Genomic DNA, 21,213 nt, shown 5'->3' on the forward strand with positions numbered 1-21,213 from the left:
ACCATGTCCGTCAGCAGAGTGCCGAGCAGAGTGCCGGTGACCCGGAGGGGTGTGATGCACGGCCTGCTCGCGTCGGCGGCCGCCGCGGTGCTCGCCCCCGTCGTCGCCGCGTCGTGGCCCCCGAGGCTCCCCGGCTCCGAGGACGTGTCCTTCGACGAGATGTACCACGGCCGCCACATCCTGGGCGCCAGGACCGGAGCGGGCGGGCGTGCCGCGGTCGGCGGCGGTGAGTGGCACGTCACGGTGGACGGCCGGCCGCTGCACCTGATGCGACGGGCGGACGGGAGTTACTTGAGCATGGTGGACCACTACCAGTCGTATCCAACCGCACTGGCCGCCGCGCGTGCCGCCGTCGACGAACTGAGTCCCTCGGAGCAGCTTCGCGGCGTGGAGGCGGAGGGGAGCGACCACCGTGGCGTACACGCGTAAGGACGTCAGCAAGCTGACCGGAGCGGAACGACGCCGGTTCGTCGCCGCGATGCTGGAGGTCAAACGCCGGGGCGAGTACGACGAGTTCGTGCGGACGCACATCGAGTACTACGTGGCGGACGGCGACCGGAGCCTGCGCGCGGCCCACATGGCGCCCTCGTTCCTGCCCTGGCACCGGCGGTTCCTGCTGGAGCTGGAGCGGGCGCTGCGCCGTGTGGACTCCGCCGTGAGCGTGCCCTACTGGGACTGGACACGGGAGCGGAGGCCGTCCTCCGTGCCCTGGACCGCGGACCTGCTCGGCGGCAACGGGCGGCGCTCCGACCGCCAGGTCATGACCGGGCCCTTCGCCTACGTCCACGGGAAGTGGACGATCAGGGATGGGGTGACCGACGGCGCCTACCTCACCCGCGACCTGGGACGCAGGCAGAACCCGTTCGAGCTGCCCACGAAGCATGAACTGGACTCGGCGCTCGCGGACCCCGTCTACGACACCGCCCCCTGGAACTCCACGTCCACCAAGGGATTCCGTAACAAGCTCGAAGGGTGGGGGCGCGGGTCCGGCAGCGCGGCCTGGCACAACCACAACCGTGTCCACCGCTGGGTCGGCGGCGTGATGCTCGGCGGCGCCTCGGTCAACGATCCCGTCTTCTGGCTGCACCACGCCTTCGTGGACCTCCAGTGGTCCCGCTGGCAGCAACGTCACCGCGGTGCCCGCTACCTGCCCGCCCGGCCGCCGGGTCCCGGCAACGACCAGCACGGGCGGATCGTCGCCCGGTACGAGCGGATGCCTCCCTGGGACGTCACGCCGGACGAGCTGGAGGACCACAGCCGGATCTACCGGTACGCGTAGCCCGCGCCGCTGCCCGCCCGTGGGGGAAACGGCGCTGCCCGTGTCATGGCGAGGCCCCCGACAGCGCATGCTGCGGGGGCCTTCCTCGTGGGTGCGACGGTCAGTTGCCGTAGCCGGAGTGGGAGCCGCTCGGGCCGGGGGTGGCCGTGATGGGGCCGGGGGTGGCCGTGGTGGGGCCGCCGATGTTGGCGCAGGTGTTGCCGAAGGCCGGGTTCAGCAGACCGACGACGTTGATGGTGTTCCCACAGACGTTGACCGGCACGTTGATCGGGGCCTGGATGACATTGCCCGAAAGGACACCGGGGGAGCCGACGGCCGCACCCTGGGCACCCGCGTCCGCCATGGCAAGACCGGCCCCGCTGAGGACCACGGCGCCCGTGCCGAGAGCGATACCGGCGGCCTTCGCGATGCGAGACATCACGTTTCTCCTTTGGATCGGTGAGGGCGGCCGCTCGAACGCGACCGCACTCCCCCTTCAACGCGCCCGCCCGCGGCCGGTCACGGCGTACGCCGGGGGATCACCCCTCTCGGACGGGCCGCTCGCCGCCGGGGCGTGCGCGGGACGGCGTCGCGGGCGGAAATTCACTACGGCTCGCACCGTTCCCGCAATTAGCCTGCCAGGCATGCCTACCGACCTGCCGACCTCCCCACCGACGATCTCGTCGACCCCGTCGACCGTCTCGTCGAACGTCCCCTCGCCCGACCCGCTGATCGGGCTGTTCGCCGAGGAGACCCGGGTCCGTGCCTTCGCCGCGGTGGCCCTCGGCGCGGACACGCCCACGAAGGTCATGGAGCGGGCGGGACTGTCGCCGAGGGACGCGACCGCGGCGCTGCGCCGGCTCCTGGGTCAGGACGTCATCACCGACGACGGGGGACTGGCCGTCGCCTACGGACACTTCAGGCGGCTCGCACGCGGCACACGGGCACCGGCCGAGACCCACGGTTCCGGGGACGAGGTGACCGACGCCGTCCTGCGGACCTTCGTACGCGGCGGACGCCTGATCCGGCTGCCCGCCCAGTGGCACCGCAAGCTGGTCGTGCTCAGGCACATCGCCGAGCAGACCTTCGAACCGGACGTCGAGTACCCCGAGCGGACCGTCAACGAGAGACTGCGCGCGTGGTGCGAGGACGCGCCGGTCGATCACGCGACCCTGCGGCGCTACCTCGTGGACCTGCACCACCTGACCCGAGAGCACGGCGTCTACCGGCGCCCCGCACAGGTCTGACCGAACCTCCCCCCCGTCGCGACCTCAGCCGAGGAGGCGTACGGGCTTGCCCGCGAGGAACGCGCGGATGTCCTCGACCGCCCCGCCGTAGTACGCCTCGTAGTTGGCCCGCGACACGTAGCCCAGATGCGGGGTGGCGAGAAGACGCGGCGCCGCGCGCATGGGGTGGTCGGCGGGGAGCGGCTCGACGTCGAACACGTCCACACCCGCCCCGGCGATCCGGCCCTCGCGCAGGGCCGCGAGTAGCGCGTCCTGGTCGACGATCGCCGCGCGTGAGGTGTTGACGAGATAGGCGGTCGGTTTGAGCACGGCCAGTTCGGCGGCGCCCACCAGACCACGGGTGCTCTCGCCCAACGCGAGATGCACGGAGACGAAGTCGCTGCTCGCGAGCAACTCCTCCTTGGAACCGACCCGTTCCACCCCGACCTCTTCGGCGCGCTCCTCGGTGAGGTTCCGGCTCCACGCGCCGACCCGCATCCCGAACGCGAGGCCCACCCGCGCCACCCTGCCGCCGATCTTCCCGAGCCCGAGCAGACCCAGCCGGCGTCCGTGCAGATCGGCACCCACGGTGCTCTGCCAGGGGCCGCCCGCCCGCAACGCGCCGTTCTCCTCGACGAGCCCCCGCGCGAGGCCCAGCAGCAGCGCCCACGTCAGCTCGACCGGGGGCGTCGAGGAACTCGGGGTCCCGCACACGGTCACCCCGTGTGCCTCGGCGGCCGCGTAGTCGATCACCGTGTTGCGCATCCCGGAGGCGATCAGCAGTTTCAGGCGGGGCAGTCTGGCCAGCAGCGAGGCGGGGAAGGGCACCCGCTCGCGCAGGGTCACGACGATGTCGAAGTCCGCGAGCGCGACGGCCAGCGCGTCCTCGTCGTCGAGGTGTTCGCCGAACCCGACCACCTCGACGTCGTCCGCGACCGGCGACCAGTCGACGACCTCGGTCGCCACCCCCTGGTAGTCGTCGAGCACAGCACAGCGAAGTCCCATGTCAGGTCCCTCCCAGGTTCGACCGGAGCCTAACCGAGAGACGTTCACGGCCGTCGCGGAGTCCCGGCGGGAGGCGACCGCGGGGGAAGCCGCGACGCCCGTTCGCTCCCCGTGGGAGTATCTGGGCTTCATGAGTGCGTCCCCAGAGGTACGGAGCCTGCGCGCGGCGATGTTCGCCGTGCTGTGCGTGCTGCTGGCCGCCGGTGGTCACGGACTCGCTTCGGGAGAGGCACCGCCGCTGTGGGCGGACGGCGCCGGATTCCTCGTCGTGTTCGCCGTCGGCTGTCTGCTGAGCGGCCGCGAACGCTCCCTCCTCGGGATCGGCGGCGGAATGCTGGCCACGCAGGCCGGACTGCACGTCGCGTTCGAGGCGGCCCGCCCGCGGATGACGATGAACATGCACGGCATGCCCATGGGCCCCCCGCACGCGCACGCGATGACCCCGCACGCCACAGCGGCCCATGTGGCGGCCGCCGTGCTGGCGACCTGGTGGCTGCGGCGCGGCGAGGCGGCGTTCTGGTGTCTGCTGCGCCGGGCCGTCGGGCTGGTGCCGGGGCTCGCGGCCTGGTGGCGGGTGCGGACGGGACCGCCGGCCGGCCCGGTCCGGCCGGACGCCGTCCGCCCGAAGGCGGCCACGCCCGGGCCGCTTCGGCAGGTACTGCTGCGGCACGCGGTCTCCCGCCGGGGACCACCGCCGGGGCTGTCGTACGCGTCCTGACCGCATCCCCACCAGTACGGAGTCCCCCAGATGTTCCCGATGTCTCCCACGTCCCCGGTACGCACCAGCCTGCGCCGCGCCGGCCTCGTCGCCGCCCTCACAGCCGCCGGGATCCTGACGGCCGCCGGTGCGGCCTCCGCGCATGTGACCGTCCACCCCGAGAGCTACGCCAAGGGAGCCACGGACGGTGTCCTGACCTTCCGTGTCCCGAACGAGGAGGACACCGCCAGCACCACCAAGGTGCAGGTCTTCCTGCCGACGGACCACCCGGTCCTCGGGGTGCTCGTCACCCCCCAGAGCGGCTGGACGGCGAAGGTCACGACCACGAAGCTCAAGACCCCCGTCAAGACCGACGACGGCACCATCACCGAGGCCGTCTCGGAGATCACCTGGACCGGTGGCCGGATTCGGCACGGCCAGTACCAGGACTTCGACGTCGCCTTCGGGCAACTGCCCGACGACGCCGGGCAGTTGGCGTTCAAGACGCTGCAGACGTACTCGGACGGCAATGTCGCCCGCTGGATCGAGGAGACGCAGAAGGGCGGGGAGGAGCCGGAGAACCCGGCACCGGTGCTCGCTCTCACCGCCAAGGCGGCGGCGGAGACCGGTTCCGACGCCGCATCCGGTGCGGGATCGTCCGATTCGGGGTCGGGCGCGGACTCGGGTTCGGACGCCTCGTCGGCGTCGAGCTCGGCCCCGGCCGCATCGACCGGGAACTCGGCGTCGAGCAGTGACTCCACGGCGCGAGGCCTGGGCATCGCCGGTCTGGTCGTGGGCGTCCTCGGCCTCGGCGCGGCGGCGTTCGCCCTCGTACGCGGCCGCAACACCGGTTCGTAGCCTCAGCGGTTGGGCGGCCCGTCGCCCCGCCCGCGGCCATTCGCGGCCGGCGGGGCGACGGTGCACCGCCGAAGGCCGCCCAAGAGCACCGAAGGCCGCCCAGGATCACTGAGGCCGTCAGGCCCGGCCGTGAGCCGTGAGCCGTGAGTTGTGGGTTGTGGGTTGTGGGTTGTGAGTGGGGCGCGGAAAAATTCCGTACCTCTCCGTGACGACCGGAACCCGGATGCGAGGAGGAGGCCGCCATGACAGTGGGCTGGTGTTCTCGCACGGTACGCGCCGCGGTGTTCGCCGCCGTCTGTGTGCTGCTCGCCGCCCTGGGACACGTGATGATGTCCGGCGATGAGGTGCCCCCGTGGGTTCTCGGTGCCTCGGCCGTGGTGATCGGCGGCACGGGATGGGCGCTGGCCGGCCGGGAACGTGGACTGCCCCTGATCGTGACCGCCGTGCTGGTCACTCAGGCGGCGCTCCACACGGCCTTCTCGCTCGCCCGGACGTCGGCATCGGCCACGCCCACGACAGACACCCCCGGCATGGGTTCCATGTCCGCGGGAGACATGTCCAACGGTGCGATGTCCGCAGGCACCATGCCCATGGGACCCGAACCCATGGGATCCATGAACATGGAGGCCATGGGCGCCATGAACCACATGGGCGACGCGGCGGGCGGGACCTCCTCGCTCGGCATGCTCGCCGCCCATCTGCTGGCCGCCCTGCTCTGCGGCCTCTGGCTCGCGCACGGAGAGCGCGCCGCCTTCCGCGTCCTGCGGGCCCTCGCGTCCCGGCTGGCCGCCCCGCTGCGACTGTTCCTCGCGCTGCCCGCCCCGGTGGTCCGGCCCCGCCCGGCCCCGCGCCGTCATCGCCCGGCGCGCGCTCCGCGCCTGCTCCTCCTCGTTCACGCGATCACCTCTCGGGGTCCGCCCGCCGGGACCGCTGTCGTCTGACGACAGCTGGTGTCCCGGGGCGGGCGGACCACCGCGCGCCCCGGGCCCGGCCGCGCCTTCGCGTGCGGCCGTCCCCCTCACCGGACCCCGGCCGACCTCTGCGCGCCGGGGCCGGATCCCGGACGATCCGAGAAGGACACCAGGTGACCACTCCTGCCCTGCCCACCTCACGTGACGCCTCGCTGACGGCCTGGGCGATGGCCGCCCGCGGCGGCGACCCCGAAGCCGTGGACCACTTCGTGCGCGCCCTCCACCGGGACGTACGCCGCTACGTCGCCTATCTCGGCGCGGACCCCCAGACCGCCGACGACCTGGCCCAGGACACCTTCCTGCGTGCCCTCGGCAGCCTGCATCGTTTCGAGGGGCGCTCCTCGGCCCGCGCCTGGCTGCTCGCCATCGCGCGCCGCGCCGTGGTGGACAGCTTCCGGAGCGCGGCCACCCGGCCCAGGCGGGCCGACTTCGACGACTGGCAGCTCGCGGTCGAACGCGCCCAGCCGCGCGGCCTGCCCGGCTTCGACGACGGCATCGCGCTCGACGATCTGCTGGCCGGGCTGCCCGAGGAGCGACGGGAGGCTTTCGTGCTGACCCAGCTCCTGGGTCTGCCCTACGCGGAGGCGGCCCTGGTGAGCGACTGCCCGGTCGGCACGGTCCGCTCACGGGTGGCCCGTGCCCGTACCTCGCTCATCGCCTCGCTGTCCGCCGCCGAGCGCTGCGGGCCGGCCGACGCGGCTGCCTGACGAGCCCTTCCTGACGGGAGCGGCCTGCCAGGAAGGGCGGCGGGGCTTTGGCGGAACGTGCCGCGATCGATGACACGGAGGCCGGAGAGGAGCGCGACCCCGGACGCCTGGGGGGCGGGCCGGGGCCGCGGGCTCACGAGGTCACCGTGCTCCATGAGGTCACCGTGCTCGCGGTCATTCGCTGTCCAGTTGCCAAGGTGCGGTGGCGCTCGGCGCCGGTCCGGCGCCTGTTCAGTCCCGCGCCGGTGTTTCGTCCTTGCGGAGGAGGAACACGACCCCGCCACCGACAACGACCAGGGCGATGGCCGTACCCGCGATGATCGGGGTCGCGCTGGAGCCGCCCGTCTCGGCGAGGTCGGTGCCCCCGGTGGAGGTGGCGTACGACACGGCCGGGCTGGGCTCACCGACCGTCTGGGTGGTGACGTCGCTCGCGCTGTCCTGTGTCTTGCAGTCGAGCATGCCGGTGAACCGCTTCTCGAAGCCGTTCGCACCCGTGACCGCGAAGGCGTACGCCTGGTCCTCCCGCAGCGGGACCGTCACCTTCACGGACGCCCCGGCCGCGACGGTGTGCTCGGCATCCATCAGCTCGAAGGTGAACGGCGCGTCGCCCGCGTTGGCCACCGTGACGTCCACACCGCCCTCGGCACAGTTCTTCTCGGCGGAGAGCGCGGGTATCGCGCCCTCCGCGGCCCAGGTCGCCGTCGCGGTCGCGGAGACCGTCGACTCGCTGGAGCCGGCCAGGATCTGGGTCTGGCTGCGAGTCTGCGAGGCGAAGGCCCGGCCGACCGGCACGGTCGTCGACGCCTGCACGGCAAGCGCCGCCGAGCCGTCCGCGCCGTCCTTCGGCACGTCGAAGTAGAGCCGGCTGCCGTCGGCCGCGGAGGTGATCGGCCTGCCGTCCTTGTCGACGACCTTCACACCGCTGGCGAAGGCGTCCGCGGGCGGCGTCACCGTCACACTGTCCGCGTCGGTGCGCACGGTGATCGGGCCCACCCTCTCGCCGGCGTGACCCGAGACCGCGGGTGGGTCGAGGGTCAGTGAGGCCTTGGGCTCCGGCACGTTCCGCGCACTCCTGCGCAGATAGTCCGCGAGCTTCTCCGCCTGCGGGTTCACCGCGTCCACGTCGGCACCGTCCGAGTATCGCCAGATGGCCACCTGTGTGCCGGCCGCGGCGTCCTGCTCGGTGAGGCCGCTCGCCCCGGCCTTCTCGGCCAGCGCCGCCAGGTCGTTCACCTGCGGGTAGGAGTGCTGCAGGATCCAGCGGATCCGGCCCGCGTCCTTGTTGCCGTTCAGCGACGTGCCGCTCCAGGACGTCTCCTGGTACTTGGCGTCCCGCTGCGTCGGGTTGCGGAGGTCGATGCAGTAGGTCTGCAGCATGCCGCCGTTGTCGACGGACATCTCGAACAGGCCGGCGGACACCTGCTGGTCCTGGCCGTTGTCGTGGATCACCGCGGACCCGTACGTCTTCAGGCCGGTTATGGTCGCGGTCGCGCCGCCCTGACTCTGCGGGACGTCGTCCGCGACGGCCGTACCCGCGGTGACCATGGCCCCGGCGGCGACGAGTCCCGACACCAGCGTCGCGGCGGCGAGGCGACCGGCCCCTCGCCCGCGCGCCGCAGCCGACGCCGCAGCGAACGCAGAGAGCGCAGAAAACACAGAATTCCCCTTCGAGCAGGACCCGTTGACATGGGGGACGGTCCCGCCAGCAGAATCAGAAGCCCCGTGAGCTATGCCCGGCATCCTAAGGACGCGGCGCACCACGCTCCCCGGGCATTCCATCCGATAACCGATCCGAATCGGAATCGTTATCGGTCAGCAAGGCTGTGAGCTGCGCTCATCGACGGATCCGTGGCGGTGTCGGAGAAGCGCTCCGTGACGGCATCGCATGTATGCGTGGACAAGCGGCGGTTCGGTCGGTCGTCGGACGACTGGGACGAGCGGTGCACCGGCGCCGCGCTCGCCGTCCGGAAGGAGGCCCGAGCGTCCCCGCCCGACCGCCTCCACCCGAACTCAGGTCACTCCGGCCGGTGCCGCCTGCTGAGGGGGAGCGGCCTCGGATGAACTTCCGGGCTCCATCTCCCAGTTGGGCTCGGGCCGGTGGGCCGGCACGGTGTCACCCTCCTTGTGCGGCCGCCGGAAGGCCGAGGTGCCGCGTGAGAGGTCGTGGCCGATCGCCACCGCGTCGATGTCCGCCGACGTCCAGCTCTGCCCCTCGCGCACCTCGGTGCGTACCTTCAGCCTGCCCTGCACGATGACGGGATCACCCACCGAAAGGGACGCCCCCACGTTGGTGGCGAGCGCCCGATTGGTCCACACCGTGAAGAAGTTGGTGTGCCCGTCCGCCCACGTGCTCTTCTCACGGTCCCAGTACCGCGCTGTCACCGCGAGGCGGAACCTCGCCGAAGCACCGTTCGCCACCTCGCGGTACACCGGCTGTGTCGCCACGTTGCCCACCGCGCAGACCATCGTCTCGTTCATGCCCGGACCCCTCTCCCGTACGGCTGCGTCTGTCGCGGCGATCGCATGCCGTGCGATCGCCGCGAGTTCAGACTGCCTGTGCCGGACCGAGCCCGCTGAGCGCTGTGCACGGCCCCGGAGTTGTGGACAACCGCGTCACCCGTGGGAGTGCGGCCTCACCGGGCGTGCGGCCCCGGTCAGCCGGCCGGCCGGCTCGACTGACCGGTCGTCGCCCCCGTGACCCGCCCGAACTGCTCCCGCACCTCCCGGTACCGCAGCAGCTCCGCCGCCACCGGATCCAGGACCCGCGCCCTCCCGCACCCGGCGGCGGCCTCCCGCAACCGTCGTTCCGCGTCGAATCCGTACCGCCGGGCCGGCCCGCGCGCCGCGAGCCTGCTGCTCCACTCGACGAACGGACCACCGACGATGCCCGCCACCATCAGCAGCACAGGCACCCAGAGATTCGGCGCCATGAGCCCGACGATCTGCCCCAGCAGCCAGAGCCCGCCGACGATCTGAAGGATCGTCATCGACGCCTGGCCGAGAACGGCCACCGGCCACCAGCCCGGCCGCGGTGGCCGTCCCGCCGGTGCTGCGGCCTGCGACGCCATGTCGTCCAGGGCTTCCGGCAACCCTTGCGCGCCGCGTACGGCCGCCTCGCGCACCGCCAGTGCCCAGGGCGCAGGCAGGCCGCGGGACGCCCGGTCGGCCACCGTACGGACGGCCTGCTCGACGCGTTGGCGGGCCGTGGCCTCCTCGTCGGCGGGTGCCCGCAGCGCGTGGCGTCCGGTCGGTGGTTCGCGCCGGTCGTGACACCAGTGCCACAGCCGGAGCCAGGGCGTGCCGCAGGCGCGGTTGGCGTTGCGGCGCCACGCGCGCTCGGCCGCCTGGCCGGCCGCGGTGGCGCCCACCGCGTCCGCGAGCCGGTCCGAGAACTCGTCGCGCGCCTCCTCGCTGAGCCCTGTGCGCCGACCGGTCGCGTACAGGGGCCGCAACCTGGCGGCGGTCGCGTCGAGATCGGCCGAGATCCGACGTGCGGCGGCGCCACGTTCGGCGACGAACTGGCCGAGTGACTCACGCAGTTCACCGATGCCTTCCCCGGTGAGCGCGGACAGCGCGAGTACGGTCGCACCCGGTTCGCCGTACTCGCCCAGCGCGATCCCGTCCTCGTCGAGGAGCCTGCGCAGGTCGTCGAGGACCTGGTCGGCGGCCTCGCCGGGCAGCCGGTCCACCTGGTTGAGGACCACGAAGGTGACCTCCGCGTGCCCCGCCATCGGACGCAGATAGCGCTCATGAAGCATGGCGTCCGCGTACTTCTCGGGGTCCACGACCCAGATGACCGCGTCGACGAGCGCCAGGATGCGGTCCACGTGTTCGCGGTGCTGGACGGCGGCGGAGTCGTGGTCGGGCAGGTCGACCAGGACGAGGCCGTGCAACTGGGCCTCCGCCTCCGCGCTCTGCAGGGGACGCCTGCGCAGCCGCCCCGGGATGCCGAGCCGGTCGATGAGCGTCGCGGCGCCGTCGCTCCAACTGCACGCGATGGGAGCCGCGGTGGTCGGCCTGCGGACACCGGTCTCGGAGATGGTCACCCCGGCGAGCGCGTTGAAGAGCTGCGACTTGCCGCTGCCGGTGGCTCCGGCGATGGCGACGACGGTGTGCTGCCCGGAGAGCTTGCGCCGCGCGGCCGCCTCGTCGAGGACCCTGCCCGCCTCGGCGAGGGTCCGCCCGTCGAGACGGGCGCGAGACAGCCCGACCAGTTCCCGCAGCGCGTCGAGCCGCGAGCGCAGGGGGCCGTCGTACGCGAGAGGCGGGGGTGGGGCCTGCGCGGCCGACCTGGACTCCGGTGCGGAGGTCTCCTGGGGCGCGGGGGCCTCGGACGCGCGCCGGGCGATCAGACCGTCGTCCCAGACGGACTCGGATTCGGTGCGGGCGGGGGCGGTGTCGTCCCGTACGCGCGCGTGCCCGGTGTCGGCCTTCACGCGCGCGTGGGCGGCGTCGCGCTCTGCGTGAGGGTGGTCCGCTTGGGGGCGGGCGTCCGGAGGGCGGTTCTCGGCGTCCTGGGCCCCTTGGGCGTTCTTGGGGTCCTCAGCGCCCTTCGTGCCGTTGATGCCCTCGCGGGTCTCGCGGGTCTCGTGGGTCTTACGGGCTTCACGAGTCTCGCGAGTGTTGTGCGGCTCAAGGGTTCCGTGGGCCTCGTGAACCGTGTGGCCCTTCTGGCCGCCCCGCGCGGTCCCGCACGCGGGCTCCCTGCCGGCGACCTCCTCGCGGGCGCCCGCCGGGGACCGGTCCTCGTCGCGCGAGCCCCCGGAGGGGCCGTAGCCCGATGTGCCCTGGGCGGAGGTGTCCTGGGCAGACGCGCCCTGCTCGGACACGCCGTGGTCCGACACGCGGTCGACGGAGGGTCGGTCTCCGGCGAGGGCGATGAGGTCGGCGTGATCCATGTGGTTGCCGTGATCCGGGCGATCCGTGCGATCCGAGCGGTCCCTGTGGTCCGCGCGATCCGTCGGGTCCGTCCGGTCCGTGGGGTCCAGGTCCGTGTGGTCCGTGTGATCTGTGACGGCGGTCATCGCGGTCACCTCTCCTTCTGCAGTACGGACAGCGCGGCGATGAGTTCGGACTGGGGCTCGGGATGGACGTCGAGGGCGTCGAGCGGGGCCAGGCGCCGCTCGCGCTCGGTGTGCAACGTCTCGTCGAGGAGCTCGGTGAGGAGGTGCCCGCCCCGTTCGCGCAGCCGCAGGGCACCCTGCGCGCCGATCCGGTCGGCGAGCTGCTCACCCGCGGCGCTCGCTCTGCGGCCGCCCAGGAGCGTGGTGGCGACCAGCGCGGCGACGGCCTCGGCGTCCGGGGCCGCGCTCTTGTCGAGGTGACGGACCTCCTCCTCGGCGTACTCCTCCAGGACCCGCCGCCACCGTCGTACGGCCACCCCGATCCGATGTTCGGGGCTCTCCAGGGTCGGATCGCGGTCCGTCAGCTCCGCCACTCCCGCGCCCGGTTCGCGGCGCCAGGCCTCGTCCACGCGCTCGTCGGCGGCCGTGACCGTGCACAGCATCAAGGCGCCAAGACTCTCGACGAGCGAGTCGAGCAACTCGCCGGCGGTGCAGTCCAGCGGATAGGCGCGCCAGCGCTTGAGCGCGTCCCCGGCGAGCACGGCGCCGGCCTGCAAACGCCCCTGCACGCGCGCGTGCTCCCTGTCGTACGCCCCGTCGACGGCCGCGGTGAGCCGCAGCGCGGCGGCGTACTGTGCCGCGGCGGCGCTCGCCAGTTCCGGCATCCGGACCTTCAGGGAGTCGAGGACCCCGTGGGCGGTACGGGCCATCGCCTGGCGTCTGGCGCCGGAGTCCTGCGTCTGGTGCACGAGCCACGTGCGCAACGGCGCGACGGCGGAGGCGGGCAGCAGGCCGCCGCCCCACGCCGACTCGGGCAGCTCGGGCACCGTGAAGCGGGGCACCTCGCCGAGCCCGGCCTTGGTCAGCAGGGCGCCGTACTGCCGCGAGACCTCGGACACCATCTGGTGGGGCACCCGGTCGAGGACGGTGACCAGGGTCGCTCTGTGCTCCTTGGCGGTGCGCAGGAGATGCCAGGGCACGGCGTCGGCGTACCGCGCGGCCGTGGTCACCATGACCCAGATGTCGGCCGCGCTGATCAGTTCGGCGGCGAGTACGCGGTTGTCGGCGACGAGGGAGTCGACGTCGGGGGCGTCGAGCAGGGCGATGCCGCGGGGGAGCGTGTCGACGGTCTCGACCCGCAGCACCCGTTCGCCGCGCTCGACGGGCGCGGGCAGGTCGTCGCCGGGCTCCTGGTGGGGCATCCACACGCGGGTGAGGTCGGGCAGCACCCGCATTCCGCTGAACCAGTGATGATCCTCCGGATGGCACACCAGGACGGGTGTACGGGTCGTCGGCCGCAGCACTCCGGCCTCGCTGACCCGGCGCCCCACAAGGGAGTTGACGAGGGTGGATTTGCCCGCACCGGTGGATCCGCCGATCACGGCCAGAAGTGGCGCTTCGGGGTCCCTCAAGCGGGGCACCAAATAGTCGTTGAGCTGTGCGAGCAGTTCGTCGCGGTTGGCACGCGCGCGTGGAGCCCCCGCCAGGGGCAGCGGGAAGCGTGCGGCGGCGACACGGTCGCGCAGGGCGGAGAGTGCGTCGAGCAGCTGGGGCCGTACGTCCAAGGTCACCACATGTGAAGAATGCCCAATTTTGGAGGCTTTCTGAAGCATATGGCCACACCTGCGCGCCGAGAGGATATATGGGGCGGAAGGGGCGACTGGGGTGCAGGCATAACGAGTGCACAACACCCGGGGCGCCGGGCGCCAAAAGCGGTGCATGATTCGTACCTGCCTGCGATTATCAGGACCGCTTCACTGAACCTCCACATTGAGCCACGGAGGCGAAGCGCGAGGGACAAGGACTCGGGAGCCCTATCCTTGTCCCCGACAAGGTCACGGATCGGCCCACACCCGGGCACTGCGACACCGGCCACCACACCCGGCCCCCGTAGCTCAGTGGATAGAGCAGGCGCCTTCTAAGCGCTTGGCCGCAGGTTCGAGTCCTGCCGGGGGCGCAAGTCTCCGCCCTCCCCCTTGGGAGGGCTTTTTGCAGGTCAGGGCATGTTTCCCTTGGACCGACGAAGCCCCGAACGCCTCCCCGGTGATCAAGGGGATGGTCCTGGGCCGTCCGGCTGTCACCGGGTTTTCGCGGGTGGCCCTGTCGCATACGTGTCGAAGTTTTCGGCGGGAAGCCTCAGCCCGCGGCGGGCGGTTCGGGGAGATCTCCCGCGGCTTCGAGGCGTCGTTTCAGGTCAGGAAGCTGCCCCTCCACGCACCGGGCGTAGGTCGCCGGGAGCACCGGGACACTGTTGCCGGCCCAGTCCGCCACCTGTGCGGGTGGAATCCCGTCGTTGAGCCACTTGGTCAGGCGCGTGTGGCGGTTGTCGTACACGCGCCGTCCCGTGGGGGACTCGAAGACGTGTGGGGGCAGGACGGCCTTCCGTCGCCGGATCGCGTGCTTCATGACGACGTTGAGGATGCGGCGGTGCCGCTTCCTGGACCAGGCCGCCGCCTGTCTGCCGTCGAGGCGCGTGTCGACGGCTCTCGGGACCTCGTCGGCCCTCTCGGCGCCCTCCCGGGCCGAGACGGGCCGAGACGGGCCGAGAGTTGCGTTCCACGCGCCTGAGGATGGTCACCACGTCGCGGGGGGCGTCCGTGAGCCGCGCGATCGCCGGGTATTTCTTGCCCCAGGAGTCGGCGAAGTCGGCGAACCGATCGAGTGCGGCCCGCGGCGACCGAGGAGGTGGTCCGGCCAGCCGTGTGCCACCGGTCCCTTGGCCGGTTCCTGCTCCAGCACGCCTTTCTCATCGCCAATACGAGACCACCCGAAGCAGTCACGTCCGGGTACAGGTCATTCCGGTGGGTGCCCATATTCATCGGATTCCTTCGCAGGGGTGGCAATTCCCCTGTGAAGAGCCATTTTGCTGGTCGAGGCATGTTCGACCACCGACACCGAAAGCTGGGCCGTCGCGACGTGATCGCGGGGAGGAGCAGGTGCTGTTCGGTTGCCACCGGGTTTCGGCGGGTCGCCGTGGCGACTGCGTGTCGAAATTTCCGTAGGCGCGTCGGACGTCTTTCGTGTGATCCGGTAGGTCTCCAGCGGCCTTGATGCGTGTCCTGGCCCGTGAACGCCGCGTGGGCGGGGCCGCCGGCTGCGGTCCCACCCACACGGTGCTGTCCCGGGTGACCTCCCGGGGTGTGACGTCAGCGCAGGCCGAAGGCCCGGGTGATCGTCTGGGAGACGGTGTTGCCCGCGCTGTCCCGGGCGCCGACCCGGAGGGTGGCGAAACCGGCCGACCGCGGGGCGCGCAGGTTCGTCCGCCATCCGTCGCCGCACCGGCTCAGGTCGGTCCGCTGCCAGGTCGCACCGTCGTCGTACGAGACCTCGACGGACGGCTTCGCGATGGCGGCGGTGGTGCCCGGCAGGTGCGAGGCCGTCACCGTCAGCCCGGCGTGCCGGTCGGCCCGGCCGGACTTGTCGGTGTCCACGCCGTAGTCGAGCTGGATCAGCGGCAGTGACACCGCCGACTCGCTGCCGGTGACCGCGGAGGTGAAGTTCCACTCGGTCAGCGTGTGCGTCGAGTACGGGGCGGTCCAGGCGGCACGGTCGTTGTCGAGGACCAGTCGGTAGGGCAGGCGCCCCGCACCGAGCCCGGGAACCTGCAGATACTCGGCGTTGCCCCAGTTGAGCTGCTGGTCGCCCTGGTACAGCGACATCCAGTCCTTGACGTCGAAGTTCGCGCCGGCCTCGCCGACATGGCCGGAGCCCGAGTCACCCCAGCCGGGCGCGGTGATGTACATCGTGTCGAGGTAGCGCACCGGCTGGTAGTTGAGCGGGCCCATGCGGGGCCGCTGGATCGGGCCGAACCAGCTGACCTTGCCGGTCTTGCGCGCCGGGAAGTGCAGCGGGTCGATCGAGTGCTGCCCGGTCTCGCCCTGGATGAAGGCGTCGTCCAGCCACGTGGTGCCGGCGGTGACCCAGTCGGTGCGCTCGCCCTGGGCGGGCGCGGTGAGCTGGTTGCCGACGGCCCAGCCCCGCCAGACGTCCGGACGGAACTCCATCGCCTTGCCCTGCCGGTAGTTCCGGAACGAGACGTTCACCCGGCCGAGGGTCTTGGAGTCCTCGCGCCACGTCGGGTCCGCGGGGACGGCACCTGTCCAGTGGTGCACGACGTCGTAGACGTAGTCGGTCGTGGGGTGCGAGGTGACCTTCAGGGACACCGCGCCGTGCCGGAGCGAGCCGATCAGGTCGGCGCCCTGGTCGGCGGTGAGCGTCGCCACCGTCACCGGGGCGGGGCTCGCCGGGCTCCAAGGGCTCTCGTCCCAGGGCTCCAGGCGGCCGACGCCGTCGTTGACGACGAGCAGCAGCCGGGCACCGGCCGCCGCGGCGGCCTCCGCCTGCGCCTGGATCCCTTCCGTGCCGGCACCGCGCACCACGACGGCCTTGCCGCGCACGTTCTGCCGCGCGAGCTCCTGGGCCGTGCCGTCGCCGGCGAAGACCGCCGTCAGGTTCCGGCTGCCGGCGGGCAGCGGTGTGGCGGCGCGCTTGACCAGCGGGTCGTTGAACGTCGTCGACTTCGTGCTCAGGGTCAGCGCCGGCTGCTCCAGGCGGAAGCGGGCGCCGGCCTCGAACTCGCCGTCGGTGACCTTCTTGCCGGTGGGGAGTGCCCAGACGCTGTCGTACGAGGGGTCGGGCAGCATCGACGTCTCCACCAGGCTGTCGGTGAAGGACCGGTGGGCGTCCAGGCGCGGCGCGACGGCGGTGGTCTGCTGCGGCACGCGCGCCAGGATCCGGCGGGCCTTGCGGCCGTCCAGCGTGACGGTGCGGTCCTGGTCCAGCTTCACGTCGTTGAAGGCGAGCAGCACCATGCCGAGCGAGCTCGGGCCTTCGGCGCCCTGCACGTCCCCGGTGAGCCAGCCGCTGTAGCTGCCGACGGGCAGCCGCGTCGTGCCGGTGCCGGACGCGTCGAGGTCCATCACCGTGAAGAGGTGCTCGGCGGTGAGGACGACCCGACCCGCCAGCGGCTTGCCCGCACGGTCCTTCGCGACGACGGTCAGATTCTGCCGCCGGCCCTCCCGGGCCGCGCCGATCAGGGTCCGGGCGCGGACGGCTCCGGTGCCGTCCGTACCGGTGATCATGGCGCTGACCGACTGGTCACCGGCCAGCTTGTCCAGATTCGCGGTGAGCGTGGCCGTGGCCGTGCCGTGCGCGGGCACGGTGACGTGGTCGGCGGAGAGGCTGAACAACCCCGCCGGGACGGTGCCGTTGACCGCCAGGCTGAGGTTGGCCGGTGCGTCGCCGACGTTGGTGTACGTCACCGTCCGGGTGTCGGTCTGTCCCGGCTTCGGGGGCCAGGTGTAGAAGCCGGAGTAGGCGCTCGTGGTGGCGAAGACCGTGGAGTGCACGGCCGCGAGCGCGTCGAGCCGGCCGGCGCCCGCCTGGTACGGGGTGTACGCCGGGGTCGCCTTGGCGCTGCTGACCAGCGCCTCCTTGAGCTGGGCGCCCGTCCAGTCGGGGTGCTCGGAGGCGAGGAGTGCGGCGGCACCGGCGACGTGCGGCGTCGCCATCGACGTACCGCTCATCGTGGTGTAGTAGCCGGAGCCGCGCTTGTAGTGCGAGCGCGCCGCGACGATGTCGACGCCGGGCGCGGTGATCTCCGGCTTCAGCCCGCCGTCACCGTCACGCGGGCCCTGGCTGGAGAAGTCGGCGAGCGTGTCGGTGGAGTCGACGGCGCCGACGGTCAGCGCGGAGTCCGCGGTACCGGGGCTGCTGATGGAGTGCGGGCCACCGTTGCCCGCCGCGATCACGAACAACGCGCCTGTGTCATGGCTGAGTTGGTCGACGGCCTGGCTCATCGGGTCGGTCTTGTCACCGCCGCCGCCCAGGCTCATGCTGATGATCCTGGCCTTCTGGTCGCGAGCGGCCCACTCCATGCCCGCGATGATCCACGATTCCTGGCCGCTGCCCTCGGAGTTGAGTACCTTGCCGACGGCCAGCCGGGCGCCGGAGGCGACACCCCGCTCCTTGCCGTCGGAGGCGCTGCCCGTGCCGACGATGGTCGAGGCGACGTGCGTGCCGTGGCCGTTGAAGTCGGAGATGTCGTCCTCGCCGGGCACGAAGCTGGCGCTGTCGGACACCTGCCCGGCCAGGTCCGGGTGTTCGGCGTCCGCGCCGCTGTCGAGCATCGCGACCTTCACGCCCTGGCCGGTGTCGCCCTCCGCCCATACCTTCGGCGCGCCGATCTGGGCGGTGGAGTCGGCCAGGTCGGCCTTCACCTTGCCGTCGAGCCACACGTTGGCGACGCCGCCCGCGAAGGACGGCTTCGCGGACCGGGCCGCCGCGCCGGAACCCCCGGTGAGCGAGGACCAGAACTCCGGTGCCTGCCGGTGGTTCTGCGCGAGGGCCGCGCCCTGGATGCTGTCCAGGCGACGGACGCCGGTCGAGCCGGCCATCTTCGCCCGGGTGCGGGACTTGGCGGCGGCGTCGGTGTAGCGCACGATCAGCGGCAGCCGGGAGCTGTGCGCGTCGTCGTAGCCCTCGGCTATCAGCCGCGTCACGTTGAAGAGTTGCTTGTCGAGTCTGCCGGCGCTCACGTACGACAGGGCGGCGTCCGGGTAGACGTAGGTGGCGCCGTCCACGACAGCGCGGTGGAAGCCGGTGGTGGCTCCGCTCGCGGCCTGGAAGGAGCGCACGACGGTGCCGTCGGCGGCGGTTCCGATGGTGACCTTGTCACCCGTGATCAGGGTGACGGTGTGCGTGCCGGCAGCGACGGGGGTCTGGTGTGCGGCGTCGTTGTGCGACACCTCACCGACGGAGTACGCGGACACAGCGGCAGTCGCCGGTATGACGCCGAGTGTCAGCGCGGCCGCCACGGCGAGGGCGATCGGCCCGGGCCGGGGGATGGGAACCTTGGGCAAGGAAGACTCCTGGGACGCGGCGAAGAGCGAAAGATCACTGGATCCTCCGGCCGCCCCCGCCGCCGTTCAAGGGGTCGCACACGTCACTCTTGCGCCATGACACAGTTGCGCCGCGAGCGGACGCGGTCGTCGGCCACCACGCGTCCGGGGGGACGGCGGGGGACCGCCCCATGAATTCGGTGCGTTGAGGGACACGGCGACGGGCCCGTGCGGATACGTCGATGCCGCCGACGCCGACGCCACCGGACGACCCCGTCGGGGTTCAGCTGATCGAGATCATCGACGATCCCACCACGCCGGAAGGGGACCGGCTCGACGCGGCCATGGACCTGGGGTTCCACTCCGGTCCCCGGTTCCAACAGGCGATCTTCGAGATTCTGCGGCGGGAGGACTTCAGCAGCGTGCCGGCCCGGATGTGTGCGGGGTCGCCCCGGCACGAGCCGCAGCCCGGAGCCGCGCCCGTTGCGTGCCCGGTCGGGCGGGACGCACAACGGGAACTCACGCGGAACGGGAGCGCTGATCGCGCTCCGACCGTCCGGCACCGCCCCGGCTCCATCGGACCGCGCCTCATCCAGGTCAGTGGGTCGCCAGGTCGGCCGTCGTTCGCATACGGCGCCTTCCGGACCGGTGCTCCCATCCGGCAGGCATTCGGACGCCGGACGGGACCGTCCTGGGCAGGGCCGCGTGCGAAGGCCGACGCCAGCGGCTGACGCCGACCTTCGGGAGTTCGCGCGGACACTGGGGTGTCTGGTCAGTGCTGACGCGGGGGAGGGGCTTTGGATGCCTGCCCGGTGCCAGAGTTGTTTCGCCGACCTCCAACCGCACACGGGAGTGGTTCAAGGGGCGCTGACGTCGTTGCCTGCCGAATGCCGGCCGAATGCCTGCGGGTCGAAGGCGGGTCGAAGGCGGGTCCGAAGGCGCCGGACGCCCGGACCCGGCAAGTCAGGGCCGCGTTCTCGCCCCGCCAAGTCGTGGGCGCGAGTCCTCACCCGGCGAGCCTGATCCGGCCGGTCCGGCCCGTGCCGGATCAGGCTCGCCGGCCGGACCGTCACCGCAGTGGATGCGAGGTTCTTCCCGACGCCTCGTCGATCTCGTCGTGTGCCTTGGTCAGCAGTCTCATCGCCAGTTCGTTGAGCGCCCGTGCTCCCGCGACCTCCTCGCCGACCCTCGGCTGGTTCGAGTCGCTGGGGTGGCGGCTGGCGTACCCGTGCGCGCGCACCTCGTTGCCGTCGGCGAGCCGCAGGAGGGCGGCGGCGCGCGTGCGGTGCTCGTCCTCCTCGAACTCCATCTCGACGTGCCAGCCGACGGCGGTCCGTGCCTGCTGTCGTGTCGGCTTCATGTCTGTCGTCTGCGTCATCACGATCACCTCCGGGGCCGACCCCAGCCCCTGCTACCCCAGCCCTACCTTCCAGAGTGTGCTTCTTCGCCCCGCTCCGCACGGGGTGGGGCGAGATGTGAACACGCGGTAGTGGTTCGCGTACGGAGTGTCGCCACACCGGCGCGTCGCGGGAGGTGGCAGCCCGCCCCGCAGTCACCGGCCCACGTCGAGAACCGGAGGCCCACCGCGGGAAACGGGGCGCTCAGTGGAGCGCGACCTTGGCGGCCACGATGACCAGTCCGAGGACGAGGTTGACGGCGGCGACGGACACCACCGCGCCGTGAGAGGCGCCGGCCCGGATGACCATGACCGTGGCCCAGCCGACCTGCTGGGCCACGGCGACGCCCAGCGCGAGCCATCCCGCCCCTCCGGCCCCGAGCCCCAGGATCGGGCTGATGGCCACGGCGACGGCGGGCAGGAACGCCGCCTGCACGATCGGCCACTCACCGGCGCACACCCGGCGGATCTCCCCCCAGGTCACCGACCGATGCCGCAACCGGTTCCCGATGAACCGGACGTAGGCGTGCGCGGCCCAGAACACCACACCGGTACAGAGCAGCAGGGCCACGAGTTCGGCGCGCGGGTGCGGGCCCACCGCGCCGGCACCGGCCACCACCGAAGCGGCCAGCAGCGAGCCGTAGATCGCACCCGTGTAGTCGGTCCGGGACGTGTCCAGTGCCGGACCGGGGTGCGGTTCGTGTGCGGAGGCACGGTGTGCCACCGGTCCAGGATCACGTGCCACCGGACCAGGATCGCAAGAGAGTCCGGCTCCTGCCATTTCGCGCCGTCGCGCGTTCCTGGGCGCGCGTCCGGCCGGCGACGCTCAGTGACGGTCCGGTGGCCGGCGGGGGCGGCCGAACCTCCAGGTCGCGGCCCCCTGATGAGACGCGTTTCCGACCGCGTAGGACCAGGCGCCATACGTCCCAACTCGCACAACGTCGCTGTCCCCGGTCTGTGTGCGGTGGAGGAGAAAGTCAACTTCCTGGCGGGTCAACTCCACGGCGCTGCCGGGCGTGCCGCCCATCCGGACCGTCAGTTCTTGAGGGCTGATACCACCTGCGAGCGTATGCCGACTGCCACTAGGGTGCCGCATGGGGGGATCGAAATGGCAGACAAGAGCAGTCGGTGGCATCACCCACGCTGGCACCTGATACAGGTGATACCGCTCATGATCTTTCTCGTCACCGCAG

The 21,213-nt window shown here is 72.0% G+C and carries 17 protein-coding genes and 1 tRNA gene; 8 read left to right on the forward strand and 10 right to left on the reverse strand.

Annotated elements, in window-relative coordinates; all coding sequences use genetic code 11:
• Positions 1-3 precede the first annotated feature (3 nt).
• Positions 4-429, forward strand: coding sequence for a tyrosinase family oxidase copper chaperone (locus tag GFH48_RS25765; RefSeq protein ID WP_153290521.1), 426 nt, complete (start codon positions 4-6; stop codon positions 427-429).
• Positions 413-1,279 (forward strand): tyrosinase family protein, encoded by an 867-nt coding sequence (locus tag GFH48_RS25770; RefSeq protein ID WP_153290522.1) that lies wholly within the window; start codon positions 413-415, stop codon positions 1,277-1,279. Before GFH48_RS25765 ends, GFH48_RS25770 begins: the two co-directional genes overlap by 17 nt.
• A gap of 100 nt (positions 1,280-1,379) precedes the next feature.
• On the opposite strand, the gene GFH48_RS25775 is transcribed toward GFH48_RS25770, so the two are convergent.
• A complete protein-coding gene (locus GFH48_RS25775) occupies positions 1,380-1,697 on the reverse strand; it encodes a chaplin (RefSeq protein ID WP_153290523.1) in 318 nt (105 codons plus the stop codon).
• 205 nt (positions 1,698-1,902) lie between these two features.
• Here GFH48_RS25775 and GFH48_RS25780 point away from each other — a divergent pair, with 205 nt between their 5' ends.
• The gene (locus tag GFH48_RS25780; protein ID WP_153290524.1) at positions 1,903-2,505 is read left to right on the forward strand and encodes a DUF2087 domain-containing protein; all 603 of its coding nucleotides are present in this window, start codon (positions 1,903-1,905) and stop codon (positions 2,503-2,505) included.
• 24 nt (positions 2,506-2,529) lie between these two features.
• On the opposite strand, the gene GFH48_RS25785 is transcribed toward GFH48_RS25780, so the two are convergent.
• Positions 2,530-3,489 carry a D-2-hydroxyacid dehydrogenase family protein gene (locus GFH48_RS25785; RefSeq protein WP_153290525.1) on the reverse strand — a complete coding sequence of 320 codons (960 nt, stop codon included), beginning with the start codon at positions 3,487-3,489 and terminating at the stop codon, positions 2,530-2,532.
• Positions 3,490-3,619: 130 nt separating this feature from the next.
• Between GFH48_RS25785 and GFH48_RS25790 the strand changes: the two genes are divergently transcribed.
• The 4 genes from GFH48_RS25790 to GFH48_RS25805 all read left to right on the forward strand — a co-directional run bounded on the left by GFH48_RS25790 (position 3,620) and on the right by GFH48_RS25805 (position 6,722).
• Positions 3,620-4,207, forward strand: coding sequence for a hypothetical protein (locus GFH48_RS25790; protein ID WP_153290526.1), 588 nt, complete (start codon positions 3,620-3,622; stop codon positions 4,205-4,207).
• A 39-nt stretch (positions 4,208-4,246) separates the two neighbouring features.
• The gene (locus GFH48_RS25795; RefSeq protein ID WP_153290527.1) at positions 4,247-5,044 is read left to right on the forward strand and encodes a YcnI family copper-binding membrane protein; all 798 of its coding nucleotides are present in this window, start codon (positions 4,247-4,249) and stop codon (positions 5,042-5,044) included.
• 242 nt (positions 5,045-5,286) lie between these two features.
• A complete protein-coding gene (locus GFH48_RS25800) occupies positions 5,287-5,985 on the forward strand; it encodes a hypothetical protein (RefSeq protein ID WP_153290528.1) in 699 nt (232 codons plus the stop codon).
• 143 nt (positions 5,986-6,128) lie between these two features.
• The gene (locus GFH48_RS25805) at positions 6,129-6,722 is read left to right on the forward strand and encodes a sigma-70 family RNA polymerase sigma factor (protein WP_153290529.1); all 594 of its coding nucleotides are present in this window, start codon (positions 6,129-6,131) and stop codon (positions 6,720-6,722) included.
• Between the two features lie 231 nt (positions 6,723-6,953).
• Here GFH48_RS25805 and GFH48_RS25810 read toward each other — a convergent pair whose 3' ends face one another.
• The 4 genes from GFH48_RS25810 to GFH48_RS25825 all read right to left on the reverse strand — a co-directional run bounded on the left by GFH48_RS25810 (position 6,954) and on the right by GFH48_RS25825 (position 13,359).
• On the reverse strand, positions 6,954-8,297 hold the full coding sequence (locus GFH48_RS25810; RefSeq protein ID WP_228121398.1) for a Cys-Gln thioester bond-forming surface protein: 1,344 nt from the start codon (positions 8,295-8,297) through the stop codon (positions 6,954-6,956).
• Between the two features lie 435 nt (positions 8,298-8,732).
• Positions 8,733-9,200, reverse strand: coding sequence for a single-stranded DNA-binding protein (locus GFH48_RS25815; protein ID WP_153290531.1), 468 nt, complete (start codon positions 9,198-9,200; stop codon positions 8,733-8,735).
• A 176-nt stretch (positions 9,201-9,376) separates the two neighbouring features.
• Positions 9,377-11,620 (reverse strand): GTPase, encoded by a 2,244-nt coding sequence (locus GFH48_RS25820; protein ID WP_407698659.1) that lies wholly within the window; start codon positions 11,618-11,620, stop codon positions 9,377-9,379.
• Positions 11,621-11,751: 131 nt separating this feature from the next.
• Positions 11,752-13,359, reverse strand: a complete 1,608-nt coding sequence (locus tag GFH48_RS25825; RefSeq protein ID WP_153290533.1) for a dynamin family protein — start codon at positions 13,357-13,359, stop codon at positions 11,752-11,754.
• Positions 13,360-13,669: 310 nt separating this feature from the next.
• Between GFH48_RS25825 and GFH48_RS25830 the strand changes: the two genes are divergently transcribed.
• Positions 13,670-13,742, forward strand: a tRNA-Arg gene (locus GFH48_RS25830).
• A gap of 179 nt (positions 13,743-13,921) precedes the next feature.
• Here GFH48_RS25830 and GFH48_RS39320 read toward each other — a convergent pair.
• The 4 genes from GFH48_RS39320 to GFH48_RS25850 form a co-directional block, all read right to left on the reverse strand.
• Positions 13,922-14,191 (reverse strand): hypothetical protein, encoded by a 270-nt coding sequence (locus GFH48_RS39320; RefSeq protein WP_228120938.1) that lies wholly within the window; start codon positions 14,189-14,191, stop codon positions 13,922-13,924.
• Positions 14,192-14,931: 740 nt separating this feature from the next.
• Positions 14,932-18,645, reverse strand: coding sequence for a S8 family serine peptidase (locus GFH48_RS25840; RefSeq protein WP_153290534.1), 3,714 nt, complete (start codon positions 18,643-18,645; stop codon positions 14,932-14,934).
• Between the two features lie 1,048 nt (positions 18,646-19,693).
• Positions 19,694-20,002, reverse strand: a complete 309-nt coding sequence (locus tag GFH48_RS25845) for a DUF1876 domain-containing protein (protein WP_228120940.1) — start codon at positions 20,000-20,002, stop codon at positions 19,694-19,696.
• 223 nt (positions 20,003-20,225) lie between these two features.
• Positions 20,226-20,744: a hypothetical protein gene (locus GFH48_RS25850; RefSeq protein WP_153290535.1), complete on the reverse strand. Its 519-nt coding sequence runs from the start codon at positions 20,742-20,744 to the stop codon at positions 20,226-20,228.
• Between the last annotated feature and the right edge of the window lie 469 nt (positions 20,745-21,213).

Source organism: Streptomyces fagopyri, from assembly GCF_009498275.1.
In the GTDB taxonomy this organism is placed as follows: domain Bacteria; phylum Actinomycetota; class Actinomycetes; order Streptomycetales; family Streptomycetaceae; genus Streptomyces; species Streptomyces fagopyri.

Excerpts from the sequence above, each read along its gene's own strand:
- GFH48_RS25765 (WP_153290521.1), top strand. The coding sequence starts at position 4 with ATGTCCGTCAGCAGAGTGCCGAGCAGAGTGCCGGTGACCCGGAGGGGT.
- GFH48_RS25775 (WP_153290523.1), bottom strand. The coding sequence starts at position 1,697 with ATGTCTCGCATCGCGAAGGCCGCCGGTATCGCTCTCGGCACGGGCGCC.
- GFH48_RS25780 (WP_153290524.1), top strand. The coding sequence starts at position 1,903 with ATGCCTACCGACCTGCCGACCTCCCCACCGACGATCTCGTCGACCCCG.
- GFH48_RS25785 (WP_153290525.1), bottom strand. The coding sequence starts at position 3,489 with ATGGGACTTCGCTGTGCTGTGCTCGACGACTACCAGGGGGTGGCGACC.
- GFH48_RS25790 (WP_153290526.1), top strand. The coding sequence starts at position 3,620 with ATGAGTGCGTCCCCAGAGGTACGGAGCCTGCGCGCGGCGATGTTCGCC.
- GFH48_RS25795 (WP_153290527.1), top strand. The coding sequence starts at position 4,247 with ATGTCTCCCACGTCCCCGGTACGCACCAGCCTGCGCCGCGCCGGCCTC.
- GFH48_RS25800 (WP_153290528.1), top strand. The coding sequence starts at position 5,287 with ATGACAGTGGGCTGGTGTTCTCGCACGGTACGCGCCGCGGTGTTCGCC.
- GFH48_RS25815 (WP_153290531.1), bottom strand. The coding sequence starts at position 9,200 with ATGAACGAGACGATGGTCTGCGCGGTGGGCAACGTGGCGACACAGCCG.
- GFH48_RS25820 (WP_407698659.1), bottom strand. The coding sequence starts at position 11,620 with ATGGATCACGCCGACCTCATCGCCCTCGCCGGAGACCGACCCTCCGTC.
- GFH48_RS39320 (WP_228120938.1), bottom strand. The coding sequence starts at position 14,191 with ATGAAGCACGCGATCCGGCGACGGAAGGCCGTCCTGCCCCCACACGTC.
- GFH48_RS25845 (WP_228120940.1), bottom strand. The coding sequence starts at position 20,002 with ATGACGCAGACGACAGACATGAAGCCGACACGACAGCAGGCACGGACC.